At 66.5% G+C, this 20,796-nt stretch carries 22 protein-coding genes; 17 read left to right on the top strand and 5 right to left on the bottom strand.

Annotated features, from left to right (window positions below):
- The first annotated feature begins 308 nt into the window (after positions 1-308).
- The 4 genes from V7S63_RS13660 (at position 309) to V7S63_RS13645 (ending at position 3,130) form a co-directional block, all read left to right on the top strand.
- A complete protein-coding gene (locus V7S63_RS13660; protein ID WP_091832209.1) occupies positions 309-626 on the top strand; it encodes a hypothetical protein in 318 nt (105 codons plus the stop codon).
- Between the two features lie 88 nt (positions 627-714).
- Complete coding sequence (locus tag V7S63_RS13655; protein ID WP_336530623.1) at positions 715-1,836, top strand: hypothetical protein; 1,122 nt, start codon at positions 715-717, stop codon at positions 1,834-1,836.
- A gap of 11 nt (positions 1,837-1,847) precedes the next feature.
- Positions 1,848-2,546 carry a C39 family peptidase gene (locus V7S63_RS13650; protein WP_336530622.1) on the top strand — a complete coding sequence of 233 codons (699 nt, stop codon included), beginning with the start codon at positions 1,848-1,850 and terminating at the stop codon, positions 2,544-2,546.
- Between the two features lie 8 nt (positions 2,547-2,554).
- A complete protein-coding gene (locus tag V7S63_RS13645; RefSeq protein WP_336530621.1) occupies positions 2,555-3,130 on the top strand; it encodes a hypothetical protein in 576 nt (191 codons plus the stop codon).
- A 69-nt stretch (positions 3,131-3,199) separates the two neighbouring features.
- Here the strand turns inward: V7S63_RS13645 and V7S63_RS13640 are convergent, their stop codons facing one another.
- Genes V7S63_RS13640 through V7S63_RS13630 form a run of 3 tightly spaced genes read right to left on the bottom strand, consistent with a single transcriptional unit; the run spans position 3,200 to position 6,644 of the window.
- Positions 3,200-3,568 carry a RidA family protein gene (locus tag V7S63_RS13640; protein ID WP_336530620.1) on the bottom strand — a complete coding sequence of 123 codons (369 nt, stop codon included), beginning with the start codon at positions 3,566-3,568 and terminating at the stop codon, positions 3,200-3,202.
- Positions 3,565-5,901, bottom strand: a complete 2,337-nt coding sequence (locus V7S63_RS13635) for a molybdopterin-dependent oxidoreductase (RefSeq protein ID WP_336530619.1) — start codon at positions 5,899-5,901, stop codon at positions 3,565-3,567. Before V7S63_RS13635 ends, V7S63_RS13640 begins: the two co-directional genes overlap by 4 nt.
- 14 nt (positions 5,902-5,915) lie before the next feature.
- Positions 5,916-6,644, bottom strand: coding sequence for a GntR family transcriptional regulator (locus V7S63_RS13630; protein ID WP_167561583.1), 729 nt, complete (start codon positions 6,642-6,644; stop codon positions 5,916-5,918).
- A gap of 286 nt (positions 6,645-6,930) precedes the next feature.
- Between V7S63_RS13630 and V7S63_RS13625 the strand changes: the two genes are divergently transcribed.
- From V7S63_RS13625 to V7S63_RS13565, 13 genes are all read left to right on the top strand, one after another.
- Entirely contained in the window at positions 6,931-8,856 is a 1,926-nt protein-coding gene (locus V7S63_RS13625) for a TRAP transporter permease (RefSeq protein ID WP_336530618.1), read from the top strand.
- Positions 8,853-9,575: an aspartate/glutamate racemase family protein gene (locus V7S63_RS13620; protein WP_336530617.1), complete on the top strand. Its 723-nt coding sequence runs from the start codon at positions 8,853-8,855 to the stop codon at positions 9,573-9,575. The genes V7S63_RS13625 and V7S63_RS13620 overlap by 4 nt, the downstream gene beginning before the upstream one ends.
- A 9-nt stretch (positions 9,576-9,584) precedes the next feature.
- A complete protein-coding gene (locus V7S63_RS13615; RefSeq protein WP_336530616.1) occupies positions 9,585-10,709 on the top strand; it encodes an NAD(P)/FAD-dependent oxidoreductase in 1,125 nt (374 codons plus the stop codon).
- Positions 10,684-10,995 carry a (2Fe-2S)-binding protein gene (locus V7S63_RS13610; protein ID WP_336530615.1) on the top strand — a complete coding sequence of 104 codons (312 nt, stop codon included), beginning with the start codon at positions 10,684-10,686 and terminating at the stop codon, positions 10,993-10,995. Before V7S63_RS13615 ends, V7S63_RS13610 begins: the two co-directional genes overlap by 26 nt.
- Complete coding sequence (locus tag V7S63_RS13605) at positions 10,992-12,386, top strand: FAD/NAD(P)-dependent oxidoreductase (protein WP_336530614.1); 1,395 nt, start codon at positions 10,992-10,994, stop codon at positions 12,384-12,386. The genes V7S63_RS13610 and V7S63_RS13605 overlap by 4 nt, the downstream gene beginning before the upstream one ends.
- Positions 12,383-12,778: a carboxymuconolactone decarboxylase family protein gene (locus V7S63_RS13600; RefSeq protein ID WP_091832248.1), complete on the top strand. Its 396-nt coding sequence runs from the start codon at positions 12,383-12,385 to the stop codon at positions 12,776-12,778. The genes V7S63_RS13605 and V7S63_RS13600 overlap by 4 nt, the downstream gene beginning before the upstream one ends.
- Before the next feature lie 8 nt (positions 12,779-12,786).
- On the top strand, positions 12,787-13,488 hold the full coding sequence (locus V7S63_RS13595) for an RraA family protein (protein WP_336530613.1): 702 nt from the start codon (positions 12,787-12,789) through the stop codon (positions 13,486-13,488).
- A gap of 33 nt (positions 13,489-13,521) precedes the next feature.
- Entirely contained in the window at positions 13,522-14,505 is a 984-nt protein-coding gene (locus tag V7S63_RS13590) for a TAXI family TRAP transporter solute-binding subunit (protein WP_091832254.1), read from the top strand.
- A gap of 119 nt (positions 14,506-14,624) precedes the next feature.
- Entirely contained in the window at positions 14,625-14,834 is a 210-nt protein-coding gene (locus tag V7S63_RS13585; protein WP_091832257.1) for a hypothetical protein, read from the top strand.
- 132 nt (positions 14,835-14,966) lie between these two features.
- Positions 14,967-15,098, top strand: coding sequence for a hypothetical protein (locus V7S63_RS13580; protein WP_280141472.1), 132 nt, complete (start codon positions 14,967-14,969; stop codon positions 15,096-15,098).
- 586 nt (positions 15,099-15,684) lie between these two features.
- On the top strand, positions 15,685-17,058 hold the full coding sequence (locus tag V7S63_RS13575) for a glutamine synthetase family protein (RefSeq protein WP_336530612.1): 1,374 nt from the start codon (positions 15,685-15,687) through the stop codon (positions 17,056-17,058).
- Positions 17,059-17,074: 16 nt separating this feature from the next.
- Positions 17,075-18,466, top strand: a complete 1,392-nt coding sequence (locus V7S63_RS13570) for an aldehyde dehydrogenase family protein (RefSeq protein ID WP_336530611.1) — start codon at positions 17,075-17,077, stop codon at positions 18,464-18,466.
- Positions 18,467-18,481: 15 nt separating this feature from the next.
- Positions 18,482-19,627 (top strand): iron-containing alcohol dehydrogenase, encoded by a 1,146-nt coding sequence (locus V7S63_RS13565; protein WP_336530947.1) that lies wholly within the window; start codon positions 18,482-18,484, stop codon positions 19,625-19,627.
- A 45-nt stretch (positions 19,628-19,672) separates the two neighbouring features.
- On the opposite strand, the gene V7S63_RS13560 is transcribed toward V7S63_RS13565, so the two are convergent.
- Positions 19,673-20,155, bottom strand: coding sequence for a YHS domain-containing (seleno)protein (locus V7S63_RS13560; protein WP_336530610.1), 483 nt, complete (start codon positions 20,153-20,155; stop codon positions 19,673-19,675).
- Between the two features lie 15 nt (positions 20,156-20,170).
- Positions 20,171-20,656, bottom strand: coding sequence for a hypothetical protein (locus V7S63_RS13555; RefSeq protein ID WP_336530609.1), 486 nt, complete (start codon positions 20,654-20,656; stop codon positions 20,171-20,173).
- Positions 20,657-20,796: the final 140 nt, after the last annotated feature.

Raw genomic sequence — 20,796 nt, 5'->3', positions numbered from 1 at the left:
ATAAGAATATGCCTAGGTTTATAATTCCATGACCTAAGGGCATGTTTATCTAATTTAGTAACAAAAAAAGCGAATTGACCTTGATTTAATATCATTTTTGCAAAAGGAATTATTGTTAGTTTAATTTTTAAATCATAAGACTTCAGTGAATTCAATTTTTATAGCTCATTCTTTTTCCACAAGAACGGTAAACTCACTGAAATCTTTCTCAGGTCAGATTCATTGCTTGACGCCGCAACGTCAGCAGTGTACCCAGTTATTGCAAGGTGGAACCATTCTCGCCTGTCGTGACAGCAAGGGGACTCTCGATGAAGAAGTTGTTGCTCGCCTCCGTCGCAGTGCTTGCGCTCGGTGCGGTTCCGGCCGCTGCCGACACCGCGCAGATTTTCGGCAATGCCAGCGCCAAGGTGCTGACGCCTGACGCCAACAAGAAGGTCGTCGGCAAGGGCTATTACGCCGACTACTACGGCTACTACGGTTATTATTATTCGTACTACGCGAATTACTATGCATATTACGGCTATGTCTACTCGAACGCCGACTATTATTACAATGCCTATTACTATTCATACTACGCGACCCAGTATCTCTACAACGCCTACTACTATCAGTACTATAACGTCTGATATCTCCACCGACGGGCCGGATCGCGTTCAGCTGATCCGGCTTGTTTCAATCGATTCCGGCCTGCCCGGTGGATAGGGATTGGGTTTGTTGCGTAAGACTTCCATTAATATCGCGCGTCTCGCGGCGCGCTCGGCCGGAGTGTCGCTGGCGGTTTTAGTGACCGCCAGCGTTTCTGCCTTTGCCCAGTCGAAGGAAGAGCTGCTCGAGCGCCGGATTCAGCAACTCGAAGCGCGATTGAAGCTGCTTGAAGGCGAAGTCAGCAAGCGCGAGAAGGCCAAGCCTGCGTCATCGCCAGGCCGAGCCGGAGAACAGAAGCAAGCTGCCGCCACGGGCGACCAGACTGCCCAGACTCCGCAAGGCGGTGCGCAGCAAGCTGCGGCCCAGCAGAAGAGTACTGTCGCCCAAGAGGCATTCCTGGCGCGCGACAACATTCCAACACTACAGAGCAACAAGTTCGAGGTCTCGCAGAGCTTCGACTATGGGCGTGGCACGAGCTTCGTCCAGAATGATCGCAGCTTCCGCGCCACCACGACCATGCGCTACGGCATCGCCAACGATGTCGAACTCGCTCTCTCCGTGCCCTATTTCGCTTCGCAGCGCCGGACCAACGCCTTCAACCAGACCATCGTGCGCAATCGCTCCGGGCTCAGCGACATATCGGTCCAGGCCTCCGCCAATCTATGGCGAGAGAGTGAGTGGTACCCTGGTGCCGCGCTCACGCTCGGCCTGTCGATTCCGACCGGCGATGCACCTTATGATATCCAGAACCTGCGCGCAGGCGTGATTCCGACCGATCCGCTGGCGCTCAACCAGTCGAGCGGCCATTGGGTGCCGCGCGGTTCGATTCAATTCTTCAAGACAGTCGACCCGCTGATCCTGTTCTTTGGTGTCGGCACTGATTATGCGCTGCCGCGAACCTTCAACGGCACCAAGGTCGAGCCGGGCTACCGCATTACCTATAATATGGGCTTCGGCTTTGCCGTCTCGGAACGCACGACGCTGGGCGTGTCCTTCAACGGTTCACTGTCGGAGCGATTGAAGGTTGGCGGCGTTCCCGTAGCCAATTCGGTCAACGAGAACCTGAACGCCCGCTTCACGTTGATCCAGCGGGTCGGCCAAGATTTCTGGCTTGAGCCGGCCGTGACGCTTGGCCTGACTGACGATGCGGCAGACGCCGCCTTCTCGCTGTCCTTGCGCAAACGCTTTTGAGGATGGCAGCCATGCTGCGACCCGCACCGACACGACGCCGCTTCATGGGCTACGGTGTGGCTTTGTCCGCTTCGCTAGCTAGCGGCCTGCCAGCGCGGGCCGAGGAGACTCCGGCTCAGGAGAGCTCGGTGCGCAGGCCGAAATCCTTTTTGGAGCGCAGATTCGACGGCGTCGTCGGCCAGACCGCCGACTTCACCTGCGGCGCCGCGTCGGTCGCCACGATCCTGACCTACTACTGGAATCGACCGACGACCGAGATCGAGGTGCTCGAGATCATCCGCTCGCGCTACACCGCCGAGCAGTGGAAGAATCGCGAAGGCAACGGCGTCTCTTTCGACGATCTGATCTTCGCGGCCAAGAAACTTGGCTTTCAGGCCGCCGGCGCGGAGATCGGACTGGAGGATTTGCCGAAGCTGGCGGCGCCAGTGATCCTGCATCTCGACAAGGGCAAGTTCCAGCATTTCAGCGTGCTGCGCCGGGCGGTCTCCGAGGTCTATTACATGGCCGATTCGATCGTTGGCCAGACAGTGCTGACACTGCCCGATCTTCGGTCGCAATATACAGGTAAGGCACTCGCGATCGCGAAACGAAAGGCCGACCTGCCGACGGGTGCCGCCTTGTCGGCCGTCCGGGACGGCACCTCTGTCTCGCGACTCGTCGGCGACGTCATGCTGCGGGGCTCCGAGCTCCTGCCCCCGGCCCTGCGATGAGGACAGTCATGACCCCAAGCCCCATTCCCGTCCGCCTGGCCCTCCTCGCGCTGTGCGGCACGCTCGCTTTCGCCGATACGGCGGCCGCCAATGAATGCATCAAGGTCGCGCCCGGCTCCTACAGTGCCGATCGCAGCATATCCGGCCCTGACGCATCGTTGCGGGTCAAGGTGTTTGTCTCCGGCGGCAAGCTCCGCGAGGAAAGCTCCGGCCAGGCCGGCCCCGAGGTCAAGATCATGAACGGCCCGGGCCAGGGGGTCACATTGTTCAACCCCGAGACCAAGGTCGGCTCGCGGCTTCCTGCGCCGCCCAATACCCGGCGCCGCGACATCAAGGTAAACTCCCAGGATCGCGGCGACGGGACTGTCGTCGTCACCATCACCGCGGACGTCAACGGACAGCTCCAGCAGATCTCGCAGCTGACCTGCCGCAAGGACGGTGTCCTGATCGAAGCCAGGCACACCATCCCGGACGAACAAGGCAATTCGAAAGGCACGCTAGTCATCCGCGACAGCAATGTCGTCGTCGGGCCGCAGCCGGCCTCGCTCTTTGCCGTGCCGGGCGGAGTCAAGTTCGTCCGCTGACAGACGGCCAGTGCTGATCGCTCGCATGAGCGCGCGGCTCAGGGCTATCCGGCGCCGCTCGAGGCCCAGTTACTGTGCGGCCGTCATGATGATCTCGACCCTGATGCCCGGATCGGCCATCTCGACCACGCCGCAGCAGCGAGCCGGGGCGTGGTCGGGATCGATCCAGCGATCCCAGACCGCGTTCATCCCGGTGTAGTCGGCCATATCCTTGAGCCAGATCGTGGCGCTGAGGACTTTGCGACGCTCGCTGCCGCCCTCGGCCAGGAGCTTGTCGATGCGGGCGAGCGCTTCCTGCGTCTGCTGGCCGATGTCACCGCTGAAATCGTCGGCGACCTGGCCGGCGAAATGCAGCGTGCCGTTATGGACGACGACGCGGCTGCGGCGACCGTTGGAATCGATGCGGCGGATCTGGTTGGTCGACACGGCAATCCTCATTCAGGCTTTTCGACGCTCGTTGGCACGATTGCCGGCGGCGCATGACTGGTGATCTCGGGCAGCCGCCCGCGATAGGCTTCGATCTCGACGAGGCAGGAATGGGCGCTCGGCCCCTGCCCCAGGCGCGACGTGCCCCGATCCGGCGTCAGCACGTTCGGATTGCCATGCTTGTCGAGCGTGCCCGGCCGACCCGGCTCCAGCGGGTCGAACCAGGCACCGGTCGAGAGCTGGACCACGCCAGGCCGCAGCGCATCCGAGATGCGCAGACCGGCAAGGCAGGCGCCACGATCGTTGAAGATCCTGACGATGTCGCCATCCTTCAGGCCGCGATTCGCAGCGTCCCGTAGGTTCATGCGGACCGGCTCTCGCCCGGCGATCTTGCTGTCGCGGGCATGGCTGCCGTGGTCGTACTGGCTGTGCAGCTTGGTCACCGGCTGGTTCGAGATCAGATGGAGCGGGAAACGTTCCGCTGCGGGCGCCCCCAGCCATTCCTGAGAAGGCAGCCAGGCGGCGTGGCCGAGGCAATCCGCGTAGTCGAAGCCGGCGATGCGCTCGGAGAAGAGCTCGATCAGCCCGGATGGCGTCGCGAGCCGGTGAGCCTGCGGGTCGTTGCGGAAATCGGCCAGCAGCGGCTTCACCATCTCCGGCTCGGGCAGCAGCGTCACGCCCTGGCGCCAGAAGCTGTCGAAATCGGGAATATCGAGATTGGCCGCGGCAATGCGCTGGCGCGCCAGTCCATAAAGCTGGCGCAGCCAGCTCTCCTCGTCGCGCCCCTCGGTGAAAGCCTCCTCGACGCCGAGCCGCGCAGCGAGGCCGGAGAAGATCGCATAGTCGTCGCGCGCCTCGCCAGCCGGCTCGACCGCCTTGTGCGAGGCCGCGAGCATCAGGTCGCGATTGGCGCAGACAATATCGTTGCGCTCGAGCTGGGTGGTAACGGGCAGGACGATGTCTGCATGGCGGGCGGTCGCGGTCCACCAGGGCTCATGCACGATGATCGTCTGCGGCCGCTGCCAGGCCTCGACCAGGCGGTTGATGTCCTGATGGTGGTGGAACGGGTTGCCGCCGGCCCAGTAGATCAGCTTGATGTCGGGATAGTTCCGGCGCTCGCCGTTGAAGTCATAGGCGCCGCCGGGATCGAGCAGCATGTCGGCGATGCGCGCGACCGGAATGAAGTCCGCGACCGGATTCTCGCCCTGCGGCAGCGACGGCCAGGTGATCTCCTGTGCGGCATTGCCGACGCCGTTGACCGAGCCGTAGCCGAAGCCGAAGCCTCCGCCGGGCAGGCCGATCTGGCCGAGCATGGCAGCAAGGGTGATCGCCATCCAATAGGGCTGCTCGCCATGGTCGGCCCGCTGCAGCGACCAGGACATCATGATGAAGGTCCGCTTGCCCGCCATCCTGCGGGCGAGCGCACGGAGCTCTTCGGCCGGGATCTCGCAGAGCGCCGCGGCCCAGTCCGCCGTCTTGGGCGTACCGTCGGCGGCGCCGGTGAGATAGGCCTCGACCTTGTCGAAGCCGGTCGTGCAGCGCCCCAGAAAGTCGCGATCGTGCAGGCCTTCGCTCAACAGCGTGTGGCAGAGGCCGAGCATCAGCGCGACGTCGGATTGCGGCCGCGGCGCCCACCATTGCGCGCCGGCCTCCAGCGCGGTGTCGTCGCGGATCGGGCTGATCGAGACCAGCTCCGCCCCCTTATCGCGACAGGCGAGGATGCCCTCGCGCAAAGCGTGGCGGCTGAGTCCGCCGGAGGAGACCTGTGCGTTCTTCGGCGAGGCACCGCCGAACATCACGATCAGCTCGGCATGGCCGGCCAGCAGCCGCCAGGGCGTATGGCCGCTGGCGAGCCCCCTGCGATCGCCGATCACATGCGGCAGGATCGTGTCGGCGGCGGCGAAGGAGTAGTTCTGGACCGAGCGCGTGTAGCCGCCGATCGTGTTGAGGAAGCGGTGGACCTGGCTCTGCGCATGGTGGAAGCGCCCGGCGCTGGCCCAACCATAGGAGCCGCCATAGATCGCGCCATTGCCGTGGTGGCTGCGCATCCGGTCGAGTTCGCCTGCGACCAGCGCCAGCGCCTCGTCCCATCCGATCTCGACGAAGGGCTCGCCGCCGCGACCCTGCCCGCCGGCGGCATGACCGCGCTGCAGGAAAGAGCGTCGCACCGCCGGCCGCAGGATGCGGGCCGGGGCGGTGCGCGCCTCCAGCATCGCGGAGGCGATCGGCGAAGGATCGGGATCGGCCTCGAATGGATCGAGCGCGACGGGGCGGCCCGCCTCCGTCCTGACACGATAGGTGCCCCAATGTGTCGCCAGCGTCTGTCGTTCCGGCTGCGGCAGCATCTCGTCCTCCCGCGCTAGAGCCCGGCCGCAGCTGGCGTATCGACTGCCGTCGCCTGCTGCGCCTCGAGCAGGTCGAGCGCCCGCCAGGCGCTGGAGAAATGCTCGACCAGCAGCCGCCCGAGCAGCGCGCCGTCGCGCTTGTCGAGCGCCTCGATGATCGCCTCGTGCTGGTTGCTGACGAAGGTCCAGTCCTTCTGCTGCATGATCGCGAGATAGCGCACGCGGTGCAGACGCAGATTGAGCTGGCCGTGAACCTCGATCAGGGAGGCGTTTCGGGAGGCCGCGATGATGCCGAGGTGAAAGGCCTGGTTGGCACGGAAATAGCTGAGCTTGTCACGCCGTTCGAAGGCCCCGACCATCTCCTGGTGCCAGCGGTGGGCGGCGTCGATATCGCCCTGAACTGCGCGTTCGCAGGCCATCTGCCCGCCCAGGCCCTCCATGGTCGAGTAGACCCGCAGCAGGTCGCGCAGCTCATCCACGCTGGGATTCGCGACCGTCGCCCCGCGGTTCGGGTGCAGGTCGACCAGCCTCTCGACCGCAAGGATCTTGAGGGCGTCGCGCAAGGGCGTGCGCGACACGGCGAGCTCCAGCGACAGCGGCTGCTCGCGGATCCGCTCGCCCGGCTTCAGCTCGTCATGGATGATCAGCTCGCGCAGATGGGCGGCGATCTGCTGGGGCAGCGGCTGGGCCGCGACCCGTCGCACTGACGCTTCCAGCATCGGCATGCTGAACGGCACCGTCACGTTCCCGCCTCCATTCCTTGCCCCGCTCCCGGCATCCGCGATTCCCTGCAAGATCATACCCGCTCGCCAGGCAACCGGGAGTTGTCCGCCTCAACGAACGATCCGTTCGGTGTGGAGAAATTTTTTCCGAAAATTGCGCATCAAAGAGAATTGACGACATGGAACTTAGCTGTCTTGATTATTGCATGCAATCGACAAAAACGGGAACCCGTCAAGCTCGACGTTCTTCCTGAGCTTTCGGTCGGTGCATGTCCGGCATGGCGGCTGCGCTCGGGGGCAACGAACAATGCGGCGGATAGACGGAATTCCAGGCGTCCTTCTCGGCCTCTGGTCGGTGGCCGCGGTGCTGGTCCATATCTGGTTCGCCGGCACGGGCTATCCCGAGCCCTTGGAGCTCGCTGCGATCCATCTGGCGCTGTTCGTGCCGCCGGTCTTCCTGCTGTTTCCGGCGACCGAGCATTCGCCGAAGAACCGGCCGAGCCTTCTCGACCTCGTGCTGGCGGTCTGCGCCTTCCTGCCGAATGTCTACATCTACCTGAACCAGGAGCAGATCTACGAGCGCACCAGCTTCATCGACCCGCTGACGCCGGTCCAGTACGTGCTCGGCACGGCGATGGTCGCGACCGTGGTCGAGGCGACGCGCCGGTCGATCTCCTACACGCTCGCCGGCCTCGTCGTCGCGGTGATCGGCTATATGGCGATCTGCCATCTCCTGCCGGGCGCCTGGTATTACCGCGAGCTCACCTTCGCCCACATCACCGAGATCAACTTCCTCTCGGTCGGCAGCGGCCTTTATGGCTCGCTGACGGTGATGAGTGCGACGATCGTCGCCTCCTTCCTGATCTTCGGCTCGCTGATGCAGGCGAGCGGCATGAGCCGGCTCTTCGGCAATTTCGGTGCCCTCACCGGCGGACGCTTCACCGGCGGGCCGGCCAAGGTCGCGGTGATCTCATCGGCATTGTTTGGCACCATGAGCGGCTCGTCGGTCGCCAATGTCGTGGTCACCGGCTCGATGTCGATCCCGCTGATGAAACGGCTCGGCTTCCGCCCGGTCTTCGCCGCTGGCATAGAGGCCGCAGCGAGCGTCGGCGGGCCGCTGGTGCCGCCTGTGATGGGCGCGGCGGCCTTCATCATGTCGGAGATGATCGCCGTGCCCTATTCGGCGATCATCGTCGCAGCGGTGATGGGCGCAGTGCTCTATTACGTCAACATCCTCGCCGCCGTTCACTACGAATCGAAGAAGCTCGGCATCGGCGCGATCCCGCGCCACATGCTGCCCAGCCTGTCCGATCTCGCCCGCGACGCCCATCTCGTCCTGCCGCTCGCGCTGCTGGTGACGATGATGATGATGAGGTTCTCGCCCTATCTCGCCGCCTTCTGGGGAACGATCGCGACGGTCGCGGTCGCGGCGCTTCGGAGCCATACCCGCATGGGGCCCCGCGCGCTCTTCATCGCCCTGCGTGACGGCGGCTTCCTGATCTCGATGATCGCGGTCGCCGTGACCTCCGCCGGCATCATCACCGCGGCGCTGACCGCGACCGGGCTGCTGCTCGCCTTCACCGGCATGATCAAGGCGGCGGCCGGCGGCTCGCTCCTGCTGCTGGCGCTGCTGATCGCCGGCACCTGCCTGTTCCTGGGCGTCGGCATCCCGACCACGCCGGCCTACATCATCACCGCCGCGATCGGCGCGCCGCTGATCGCCGAGCACGGCGTGCCGCTGATCGCGATCCATCTCTTCATCTTCTACTTCGCCGTCCTCGCCGACGCCTCGCCGCCGGTCGCGCCCGTCGCCGATGCGGCCGCGACCATCGCCGGCGCCCCGCCGATGACGACCGGCTGGTATGCCTGCCGCTTCGCGCTCGGCGGCTTCGTCACCGGCATGGCCTATATCTACGAGCCCGGACTGATCCTGGAGGGTTCGCTGTTCGGCATCGTCTCGACGGCGATCGCGCTCGCGACCGGGCTGGTGCTGATCTCGGCCGGCCTCGTCGGCTACACCTGGGGGCCGCTGCCGGCCTGGCTGCGCCTCGCCTATGTCACCGCCGGCAGCCTGTGTTCGCTCGCCTACATCGTGCCGGTCTGGCAGCGCGGGCTCGCCGGCATCGCTTTGGTCGGCGCCACCATCCTGATGAGCCGCATCGCGAGCGCGCGCGGCACTGCGCCCGAACTCAAGCCGGCGCTGGTCAGCCATGCCGAAGGAGAACTGCGTTGAATGAGCGGAAGAAGACCTATTATGGCGTGAGCGTCGGCATCCTGATGGTGCGCTCCTATTTCGAGCGCTTCCTCGGCGATATCGGCCATGCCGGCACCTGGAACTTTCCGGTGCAGTACCGCATCGTCCATGACGCGATTCCGGCGCGGATGACCGACCTGCACAATGTCGACCTGCTCGACAAGTTCAAGGCGGCGGCGCAGGAGCTGATCGACTCCGGGGTCGACGGCATCACCACCACCTGCGGCTTCCTCTCGATCTACCAGCGCGAGCTCGCCGAGTTCTGCTCCGTGCCGGTCGCGACCAGCGCCTTGCTGCAGGTACCGATGGTCGAGCGCCTGATCCCAGCCTCGAAGCGCGTCGGTGTCCTTACCTACAACGCGGCCTCGCTGAACGGGCGCTATTTCGAGGGCGTCGGCGTCGCCGCCGACACGCCGGTCGTCGGCATGCCCCAGGACAGCGAGTTCGTCCGCTCGATCCGCGACGGCGACAACAGCGTGCCTTTCGACACCTTGCGGGCCGAGGTGCTGGAAGCGGCCGGCCGCCTGTTGCGCGAGAATCCGAATATCGGCGCGATCGTCTCCGAATGCACCAATCTCACGCCTTACAGCGCCGACATCGTCGATAAATTCGGCGTGCCGGTCTATGACGCGGTGTCGCTGGTGAACTGGTTCCATGCCGGCTTGCGGCCACGCCGCTTCCGGCAGGACGAGCGCTGAGGCGCTGGCATGGCGGCGGGAACCGAGATCGCGATCGTCGGAGGCGGGCTGGTCGGCGCCGCGATCGGGCTCGGGCTCGTGCGCGGCGGGGCTAACGTCGCGCTCTATGACGAGGGCGACATCGCGCACCGCGCCGCCCGCGGCAATCTCGGCAATGTCTGGGTGCAGGGCAAAGGGCTGGCGAGCCCACCCTATGCCGAGCTCACTCGCCGCGCCGCCCTGGCTTGGCGCGGCTTCGCCGCCGAGCTGACGGACGAAACCGGGATCGACTTGCGTTTCCGGCAGGACGGCGCCTTCTTCTGCTGCTTTTCGCCCGAGGAGCTCGACAAGCGCGCCGGACAGCTGGAGGCGGCCGAGGCGCGTTCGCAGATCCCGAGCGGCTATGCGCGCGTAGGCCTGTCCGACATGCGGGCCGACTTGCCGATGCTCGGCGACGGCGTCGCCGGCGCGACCTTCTGCAAGCTCGACGGCATGGTCGACCCGCTGCGCCTGCTGCGCGCCCTGCTCGCCGCCTTCCAGAAGCGCGGCGGGCGCTATCTGCCGCGTGCGCGCATCGAAAGCATCGCGCCGGATGCCGGCGGCTTCCGTATCGCCTCTGCCGCCGGCGTGGGCCATGCCGACCGGATCGTGCTCGCCGCCGGGCTCGGCAATGCACGCCTGGCGCCGCAGCTCGGGCTGGAGGCGCCGGTGCGGCCGGTGCGCGGCCAGATCCTGATCACCGAGAAGCTGCGCCCGTTCATGCCGCGCGGCATCAGCTTCATCCGCCAGACAGCCGATGGCGGGCTGATCTGCGGGGAGTCCTCGGAGGAAGCCGGTTTCGAGGAAGCCACCACCCGTAGTGTCCTGCAGGACACGGCCCGGCGCGCCACCACCGTCTTCCCCTTCCTGCGCGATGTTCGCGCCGTACGTGCCTGGGGGGCGCTCCGGGTGATGAGCCCGGACGGGCAGCCGATCTACCAGCGCTCGACTGACTACCCGCAAGCCTTCCTGACCTCGGTCCATAGCGGGGTGACGCTCGCCCCCTTCCATGCCGGCCCCCTCGCCGACGCCATCGCCGCCGGCGCTCTACCCGACGATATCGCCATGCCCTTTGCCCCGGCCCGCTTCCATGTTCAAGCAACTCGCGCAGCCTGACCGGCCCCTGGTCGGCATCGTCCTGTCCGGTCGCTCCGTCAGCGCGCCGGAGGGCGAGACGCTGGCCGCCGTGCTGCTGCGCGAGGGCTTCGGGCCGCTCCGCACCACGCCGGCCGGCGGGCGCGAGCGCGCCGCCTATTGCATGATGGGCGTCTGCTTCGACTGCCTCGTCACCATCGACGGCCGTCCGAACCGCCAGGCCTGCCAGGAGCGCGTGCGCGCCGGCATCTGTGTCGAGCCGCAGCAGGGCGCTGCCCTCCTCCCTGCGATCGGGAGCAAGGCATGAGCGGAACCGTGGACCTCGCCATCATCGGCGCGGGACCGGCCGGCATGGCCGCTGCAATCACCGCGCGACGGCATGGGCTCAGCGTCGCGGTGATCGACGAACAGCCAGCTCCAGGCGGGCAGGTCTTCCGGGCCGTCACCGAGCCGGCGCCGTTACCCGCTGCGGTGCTTGGCCGCGACTACCACGCCGGGCGACCGCTGGCGGAGCGCTTCCTCGCCTGCGGCGCCGACTACCGGCCGGGCTCGCTGGTCTGGCAGGAGGAGAAGGGCACGCTCGACCTCACCGGGCAGGACGGCCCGCGAAGCCTCCAGGCGCAGCGGATCCTCGTCGCTGGCGGGGCGATGGAGCGCCCCTTCCCGGTCCCCGGCTGGACGCTGCCCGGGGTGATGACGGCAGGCGCCGCCCAGATCCTGCTCAAGACCGCTGCCAGCGCCGCGCCGGGCGCCGTCTTCGCCGGCAGCGGGCCTCTGATCTATCTCGTCGTGGCGCAATATGCCCGCGCCGGCGTGCCGGTCGCCGCTTTGCTCGACACGACACCACGCGGAGCGCGCCTGAAGGCGCTGCGCCATCTGCCGGGCGCGCTGACAGCGCCATCCTATCTGCGCAAGGGCCTCGGTCTGCTGGCGGAGATCAGGCGGGCCGGCATCAAGGTCGTCAGGCATGTCGAGGCTCTGCGGATCGAGGGCGAGAGCGCCGTCCGCAGCATCAGCTGGCAGGCCGGCGGCGAACGCGGCGAGATCGCGACCGCGACGGTCTTCCTGCACCAGGGCGTCATCCCCAATGTCAATCTCGCCATGGCGCTCGGCTGCCGCCATGTCTTCGACGAGAGCCAGCGCTGCTGGCGGCCGGAGCGCGATCGCTGGGGCCGCTCCAGCCGCGACGACATCCTGATCGCCGGCGATGCCGGCGGCATCCTCGGCGCGGCTTGCGCGGAGCTGACCGGCGAGATCGCGGCGCTCGCGATTTGCGCCGATCTCGGCCGCCTGTCGCAGGAAGCCGCGGAGCGCGCCGCCGCTCCAGCCTTCGCCGGGCTGCGCCGCGAAAGCGCGATCCGCCCCTTCCTCGAAGCGCTCTACCGACCGGCACCGCAATTCCTCGCGCCCGGCGACGACGACACGCTTCTCTGCCGCTGCGAGGAGGTGACGCGCGGGGCGATTGCCGCCGCCGTCGCCGAGCAGTGCCAGGGGCCAAACCAGCTCAAAGCCTTCACGCGCGCTGGCATGGGGCCCTGCCAGGGACGCATGTGCGGCCACAGCGTCACCGAAACGATGGCATCCCTGACCGGCCGCTCGCCGGCGGAGATCGGCTACCTGCGCATCCGCATGCCGGTGAAACCGGTGACGCTCGGCGACATCGCCGGGCCGATCGAGCAAGGGAGTAACGCAGCATGAGCAGCAGGCCGAAGCCGGTCTCCTATGAGGAGGCCTCGCCCGAAGCGAAAGCGGTGATCGACGACATCAAGCGCAGCCGCAACGTGCCCGATGTCAACGACTTCTGGAAATACCTCGCCCGCGATCCCAAGACGCTGAAGCGGACCTGGGAGAGCATCAAGGAGGTGATGGCGCCGGGCGCGCTCGATCCGCTGACGAAGGAACTCATTTATCTCGCGGTCAGCGTCACCAACAACTGCACCTATTGCATCGCCAGCCACACGGCTGCCGCCCGCAAGGCCGGGATGAGCGAGGCGATGTTCGCCGAGCTCGTCGCGGTGATCGGCATGGCCAACGAGACCAATCGACTGGTCACCGCCTATCGCGTGCCGGTCGATCCGGCCTTCGACTGAGCAGAGCCATGGCAAACGACATCCAGGCCCGCCTCGCCGCGATCGGCACGCCGACCCTGTCGAGCCAGTTGATCAAGCACGGCCTACGCCAGAGCTATCTGTCCGGCCCGCGCCGGCTCATTGGTGAGAAGACTGTCTGCGGCCCGGCCTTCACCCTGCGCTTCGTGCCCGCTCGCGACGACAAGGCCGTGCCGGCGAGCTATGGCTGGCCCGGCGCCCTGCCGGCCGCGATCGACGCGGCGCCACCCGGCAGCATCGTCGTCATCGACGCACGCGGCCATCCTGCTGCCGGCACGGTCGGCGACATCTTCGCCGATCGCCTCCGGCTCAAGGGCATCAAGGCGATCGTCAGCGACGGCGTCGTGCGCGACCTGCCGGGCCTGCGCCAGGTCGGCCTGCCGATCTGGGCCAGCGGCACCGCCTCGCCACCCTCGATCGGCGGGCTCAGCTTCGCCGGCTGGGACGAGCCGATCGGCTGCGGCGACGCCGCGATCTGGCCGGGAGACCTGATCGTCGCCGACGAGGACGGCGTCCTCGTCGTCCCGCCCGAGCTCTCCGAAGCGGTCGCCATCGGCGGCGAGAAACAGAACCGGTTCGAGCTCTGGGTGCAGCAGCGCGTCGCCGCCGGCGCGCAGCTCGTCGGACTCTACCCCGCCAACGAGACCACGCTCGCCGAGTTCGACGCAGAAGACGCCGCCCGAACCGCCTGAACCGCAACCCTCACCATGATCGGAACCTGAAGGATGTCACGCTTCCTCCCACGTCTCTCGCTGCTGGCGCTCATCGGCGCTGCCCTTGCCGCGCCCCTGCCCGCCGCGGCCCAGAGCAAGAACCTGGAATGGACCTCCGGCTCGCCGGGCGGCGCCTGGTTCACCCAGACCACCGGCGTCTCGACCCTGGTGATGGAGGCGACGCCGGGGGTGAACATCCGCATCGTGCCGGGTGGCGGCAAGGATAACCCCAGCCGCATCCAGGCCGGGCTCAGCCAGATCGGCATGGGCATCGACTTCCTCAGCGCCGCGGCGCTGAGGGGCGAGGAGCCCTACAAGCAGAAGCACGACAAGCTGCGCACGCTCGGCTCGACCGGCGTCGACGTCTATTTCATGGTCTACGTGCCGGTGGAGGAGAAGCGCTCCCTCGCCGAAATCCTCGCCGACCCCAAGCTCACCATCGGCGTGACCTCGGCCGCGACCTCCGAGCACCTGACATTGCAGCGGGCGCTCGAGCACTACGGCAATTCCTTCGCCAAGATCCGCGCGGGCGGCGGCAAGGTCGTGATCTCGGCCTATGGCGAATTGATCCAGGGCTTCAACGACAACCAGTTCAGCGTTCTGTGGACGGCGGGCGAAATCCCCTCGGGCCTGGCGAGCCAGATCGTCGATGGCCGGCGCAAGGTGAAGTTCGCTGCCTTCCCGGCGGACCTGCAGAACGTCCTGACCGAGAAGTTCGGCTACTCCAAGGGCACCATTCCGGCCGGCACTTTCCCCGAGCTGCAGAGCGCGGATGTCTCCGTCTCCTCGATGGGCAACATCTACCTGGTTTCCTCGGAACTCCCCGACGATTTCGTCTACGCGATGACCAAGGCGATCATCGCCAACAAGTCGCGCCTGGCGAACATCTACCAGGCGATGGGCCGCTACGACCCCGCCACCGCCTGGAAGACGCAGCCGGTGCCGCTGCATCCGGGCGCCGAGAAGGCCTTCCGCGAGGCCGGCTTCCTGAAATAGGGGCTTGCCGCTCGCAGCGTCCGGCCGCCAAGATCGGGCTCGCGCATCCCTGCGCGGGCCCGATCAAATTATCGCCCCATGCGCCTGCTCGACTCGGCCGGTCGGAAGGAGGGACAACCATGCGCATAGCACTCGCGGCAATCGCCATCGTTCTCGCCGGCTGCAGCGGAGGCGACAGCTCGCGCGGCGTAGCCAGGAATCTGACCATCGGCACCGAGCAATGCTCGAAATTCAAATGGGGCACCGCGGAAATGGCCGCCTGCCTCGACCGCGCGGCAGAGCAACAATCGGCGACCGTCGCCGGCCCAAAGGATGCCGGCAGCAGCTGATTTTGCGGTGTTCATTTTGTTCCATGCGCTGGCGGTTGTCCCGCACCCGCTAAGATTGCTTGTGCGATGCAGCAATAGTTCATATCTAACCCGTGCCGAAGCAACCTCCCCACGTTTCGAAAGGAGCGATCAATGCTGGAACGGCACGATTGTGAGTGTGTGCTCGAGACCGAGCACGACCACGAGGAGAACCACGAAGCGCAGCAGCAGGACGTCAGCGAAACGTTCTCTCCGCGCGACCACCAGGCAGGCTTCTGGAGCTAGCCAGACAGGGCAAGGCGGAGGGCGCGGTGCCCTCCGCCGGCCAGGTTCTCCCTACCAAACTTCCATTGAACGACGCCGCCTGACGCGACTCCGCGTTATTCGCCCCCTGCCCCCCGTCGATCGCCTGCTGGCTATGCGAAACATTGCGCCGCGCGCTTGGGCGCAATTGGCCAAGTTTGCGTGTCGGCCAGACATTTCACGAGCACCCGAGCCAGCATTCCTGGGCAGCGGCGACGCCGTGCAACTCCGCAATCCGGCGTAGGACGCCGGAGCCGCGCGATGGGGTCCAGCGCTCGGCTTCGCTGCAGCCGGATTCACGAGAGGCGAGTTGGAAAGCCCCCCGTGGAGCGGGCGGCAGCATTGCATCCCTCCCGCATCGCGCCTTCCCTTGCTCGGTCGCAAGCACAGGTCCGGCTGCCCTGGCCGCAGCGAGGCCGACGGCGCACCGTCGATCGGATAGCCGGCAACAAATCTGTTCCCGATCGCTGCCAACACCCCGCAGAACAGTTGCACGAGCTGGCCGAACTGGGCTTCTCTTGGTCCTTCGACGATTGCGCTTCCGCCGCTCCAGCCTTCAGGGATGCCGATGCCCGCTGCGTTTTCCTTCGAGGCCCTGAAGGCTGCGGTCGCAGCCGGGGAGATCGACACCGTGATCGTCGCCATGGTCGACATGGCCGGGCAGTTGATCGGCAAGCGCTTCCACGCCGAGCACTTCGTCGCGACCGCCCATGACGAGACCCATGCCTGCAACTATCTGCTGGCGAACGACATCGACATGGAGCCGGTCCCCGGCTACGCCGCCGCCAACTGGTCGAAAGGCTATGGCGACTTCGTCCTCAGGCCCGACATGGCGACGCTGCGGCGCATCGCCTGGCTGCCGGGCACGGCGCTGGTCATCGCCGACGTGCTCGACCATCACAGCCATGAGGACGTGCCGCATGCGCCGCGCGGGATGCTGAAGAAGCAGCTCGCTCGCCTGGATGCCATGGGCATCAAGGCCTATTTCGCCACCGAGCTCGAATTCTACCTGTTCGACGAGAGCTATGAGGCGATCCACGCCAAAGGCTATCGCGATCCGAAGACCGCCGGCTACTACATCGAGGACTACCACATCTTCCAGACCACCAAGGAAGAGCCGGTGATGCGGGCGATCCGCAACGGGCTGCACGACAGCGGCATACCGGTCGAGAATTCCAAGGGCGAATGGGGCCCGGGCCAGGCCGAGATCAATGTCCGCTATGCCGACGCCCTCGACATGGCCGACCGCCACGTGCTGATCAAGAACGGCATCAAGGAGATCGCCCACGCCCAAGGCAAGGCCGTCACCTTCATGTCGAAATGGCGCTACGACCTCGCCGGCTCCTCGAGCCATGTCCACGCCTCGCTCTGGGATGCGAAGGGAGTGAAGCCACTCTTCGCCGACCCCAATAACGAGCACGGCATGTCGGAATTGATGCGCCAATACGTGGCCGGCCAGCTCGCCCATGCCCGCGAGATCACCTATTTCCTCGCGCCCTACATCAACTCCTACAAGCGCTTCCAGCAGGTCGGTACCTTCGCGCCGACGCGTGCCGTCTGGAGCGACGACAACCGCACCGCCGGCTTCCGGCTTTGCGGGGCCGGCACCAAGGGAATCCGCATCGAGTGCCGGATCGGCGGTTCCGACCTCAACCCCTATCTCGCCTTTGCGGCGCTGATCGCCGCCGGCCTCTCCGGCATCGAGCAGAAGCTCGAGCTGGAGCCGGCCTTCGTCGGCGACGCCTATGGCGGGGCGGAATTGCGCCAGATCCCCAATACGCTACGCGAGGCGACGCAGACGCTCGATGGCTCGGCAATGCTGCGGGCCGCACTCGGCGATGAGGTTGTCGACCATTACGTCCACACCGCCCGCTGGGAGCAGCTCGAATACGACCGCCGCATCACCGACTGGGAACTGAAGCGCGGCTTCGAACGCTACTGAGACGGATAGCCCGACGATGACCGATGTAGTGCGCTGCGTGTCGCCCGTGGACGGGCGCATCTATGCCGAGAGGGAGGTCGCCGGCGATGCCGCAATCACTGCGGCGCTCAGCGAGGCCCGAGACGCCCAACGCGACTGGCGCAGGCTCGATATCGCCAGCCGTGCCCGATTCTGCTCCGCCTTCGTCGATGCGATGCTGGCGATGAGGGACGAGATCGTTCCCGAGCTCGCCTGGCAGATGGGCCGGCCGATCCGTTACGGCGCCGGCGAATTGCGCGGCTTCGAGGAGCGCGCCCGCCATATGATCGAGATAGCCGAGAGCGCACTGGCGCCGCTGCAGCCCGAGCCCAAGGTCAAATTCGAACGCTGGATCGCGCGCGAGCCGCTCGGCGTGGTCATGGTCGTCGCGCCATGGAACTACCCCTATCTCACCGCGGTCAACACGATCGTGCCGGCGCTGATGGCGGGCAATGCCGTCATCCTCAAGCACGCGGCCCAGACGCTATTGGTCGGCGAGCGCTTCCAGAAGGCCGCGGAGGTCGCGGGGCTCCCGGGGGGGCTGTTCCAGAACCTTGCGCTGAACCATGCCCAGACCGCCCGGATAATCGCCGGCCGAAAGGTCGATCAGGTCAACTTCACCGGCTCGGTCGCGGGCGGCAAGGCGATGGAGGCGGCGGCGAGCGGCACGTTCATCGGCCTCGGGCTCGAGCTCGGCGGCAAGGACCCGGCCTATGTCAGGGCCGATGCCGACCTTGCCCTGGCGGTCGAGAATCTCGTCGACGGCGCCTTCTTCAATTCCGGCCAATCCTGCTGCGGTATCGAGCGCATCTATGTCCATCGCGACCTCTATCCGAAGTTCGTCGACGGCTTCGTCGCGCTGACGAAGACCTATCTCCTCGGCGATCCGCTCGACGAAGCGACGACGCTCGGCCCGATGGTGAAGGCCGAAGCGGCAGAGTTCGCTCGTGGGCAGGTCACCGAAGCCGTGCGTGCCGGGGCGAAAGCACTCGTCGATCCCGGCCTGTTCCCGCGCGACCGCATCGGCACGCCCTATATGGCGCCGCAGGTCGTGGTCGACGTGAACCACCAGATGGGCCTGATGCGCGAAGAGAGCTTCGCGCCGACCGTCGGCATTATGCCGGTCGCGGACGATGACGAGGCGGTCGCGCTGATGAACGACAGCCCCTATGGGCTCACCGCCTCGCTCTGGACGCAGGATCAAGAGGCGGCCGCGCGCCTCGGTGCGGAACTCGAGACCGGCACGGTCTTCATGAACCGCTGCGACTATCTCGACCCGGCTCTGGCCTGGACCGGCGTCAAGGACACCGGCCGTGGGGCGACGCTCTCCCCTATCGGCTACGAGACCCTGACCCGGCCGAAATCCTTCCATCTCCGCACCGCGTTCTGAAAGAGGCGACCCGTGATGCTGAAGGCCAACTGGAATTACCCGACCGCCGTCCGCTTCGGGCCGGGACGGATCAGCGAACTGGCGCAGGCCTGCCGCGCCGCCGGCATCGCAAGCCCACTGCTCGTCACCGATTCCGGCCTTTCCGGCCTGCCGATGATCAAGGACGCCATGGCGCGCCTGAGCGCCGACGGGCTCAAGGTCACGCTGTTCGACCGCGTCCAGGCCAATCCGGTGGCAGCCAACGTCGAGGACGGCCTGAAGGTCCTCCGGGACAGCGGCAGCGACGGCGTCATTGCCCTCGGCGGCGGCTCGGCGCTCGATTGCGGCAAGGTCGTCGCCTTCATGGCCGGACAGAGCCGGCCGATGTGGGATTTCGAGGACATCGGCGACTGGTGGACGCGCGCCGACCCGGCCGGCATCGCCCCGATCATCGCCGTCCCGACGACGGCGGGCACCGGCTCGGAGGTCGGCCGCGCCGGTGTGATCACCGACGAGACGACGCAGACCAAGAAGGTGATCTTCCACCCGAAGATGATGCCGCAGATCGTGATCTGCGACCCCGAGCTGACGGTCGGCCTGCCGGCGAAGGTCACGGTCGGCGCCGGCATGGACGCGCTGGCCCATTGCCTCGAAGCCTATTGCGCGCCGGGCTTCCACCCGTTGGCCGACGGGATCGCGGTCGAGGGCATCCGGCTCTGCAAGGTCTTCCTGCCGCGCGCGGTCGCCGATGGCACGGATATCGAGGCGCGAGCGCAGATGATGGCCGCAGCCGCCATGGGCGCGACCGCCTTCCAGAAGGGGCTCGGTGCCATCCACGCGCTGTCGCACCCGATCGGTTCGGTCCACCACACCCATCACGGCATGACCAACGCCGTGTTCATGCCCTATGTCCTCAACTTCAACCGCGCGGCGATCGAGGAGAAGATCGCGCGGCTCGCCGCCTATATCGGGCTGGAGCCGAGCTTCGAGGCTTTCTACGATTGGATCGTGACCTTGCGCCGCGAGCTCGGCGTTCCCGAGACGCTCACATCCTTCGGCGTCACGGGGCTCGATTATGGCAGGCTCGCGAAGATGGCGATCGTCGACCCGACCGCCGGCGGCAACCCGGTGCCGTTGACCGAGGCCGCTGCCGAAGCCTTGTTCAGAGAGGCGACCGGCTGATTCCGGGCAGGAGCGCGCGCATGGGCTCGCCCCTGCGCCCGCCCCTCAGCGGATGTCCTTTGGCGTAAGCCTCGGCCAGTTCCCGTCGGCCCGGGCGATATAGGTCTTCGTCCGGCGCGCCCAGGTCTCACGTACGCCGAGATCGTAGTTGAGATAGAGCCTGCCATCGACGATCGACCAGGCCTCGGGCTCGATCTTGACGAGATAGCCGCGCGAGGTGCCGTAGGCGCAGAAGCCGCCATAAGCCGGCAGATTGCGCTGCGGATCGGCTTCGAACAGCGCCTTGTGCTCGGCGCTGGCGAAGCGCCAGATGGCGCCGCCATGCCGAACCGAGAACTCCGGCTTGCCGAGCCGCGGGCCGCCATCACGAAAATAGGCGACGGGATCGTAGCCGCGGATCGCGACGCCCTCCGGGGAGCCCAGCGTGTTGACCAGGCGGGGTGTATCCGCTTGCGCCTCGGCCTTGGCGCTGCCGCCGGCGGCGAGCGCTGCAGCCGCAAGATGGATGAATGTGCGTCTGTCGAGCATTGTGCCGTCTCCTGCTCAGGACCGGCGCGCTTCAAGCGCCTCGAAGACATAGGCCGCGAGCCAGCCGTAGATCGCATGCCCGACGAGACTCATGGCAGACAGGCGCGGCACGTCGTTCAGGAGGAAGTGCTGCCCGGCGAGCGGGGCGAAGAATGCGAGCGCGATGAAATAGGTGACCACGCCCCAGATCCAGCCATCGGCCGGCATGCCGAAGCTCTTCAACCAGCGGGTCAGCAGCCAGTAGCCGAGCGGGTAGAACAGGAAGCCGGTGACGAAATGCAGCAGCTTGGCAGTCGGCGTCGACAGGGACAGGCCGAACTGATGCGCGAACAGCGACTTCACCAGCTCCGGCGGCTCCAGCGGATATTCGGCGAACCAGGCGGTCGGCACAGCGGAGAACAGCTCCCAGAAGCCGAGACCGGCGAAACCGCCGATGGCGAGGTTGAACACGGTGCGGGTGGAGGGCAGCGCGAAGCCGCGGGTCATGGTCGCGGTGGTCATGGCGGATCCTTTCCGTGGGATCAGTGGGCGATGGCGAGCGGGGTGGAGGCGACGGCGAGCGCAGCGACGAGGCCGCTCGCCGTCTTTCCGAGCCGCCCGAGCTTTTCGAGCCGGCGGCTGGCGAAGCGGTTCTGACCCTT

Source organism: Allobosea sp. CCNWLY174 (assembly GCF_037120455.1).
Classification (GTDB): Bacteria; Pseudomonadota; Alphaproteobacteria; order Rhizobiales; family Beijerinckiaceae; genus Allobosea; species Allobosea lupini.
This window is presented reverse-complemented; position numbering and strand designations above follow the sequence as displayed.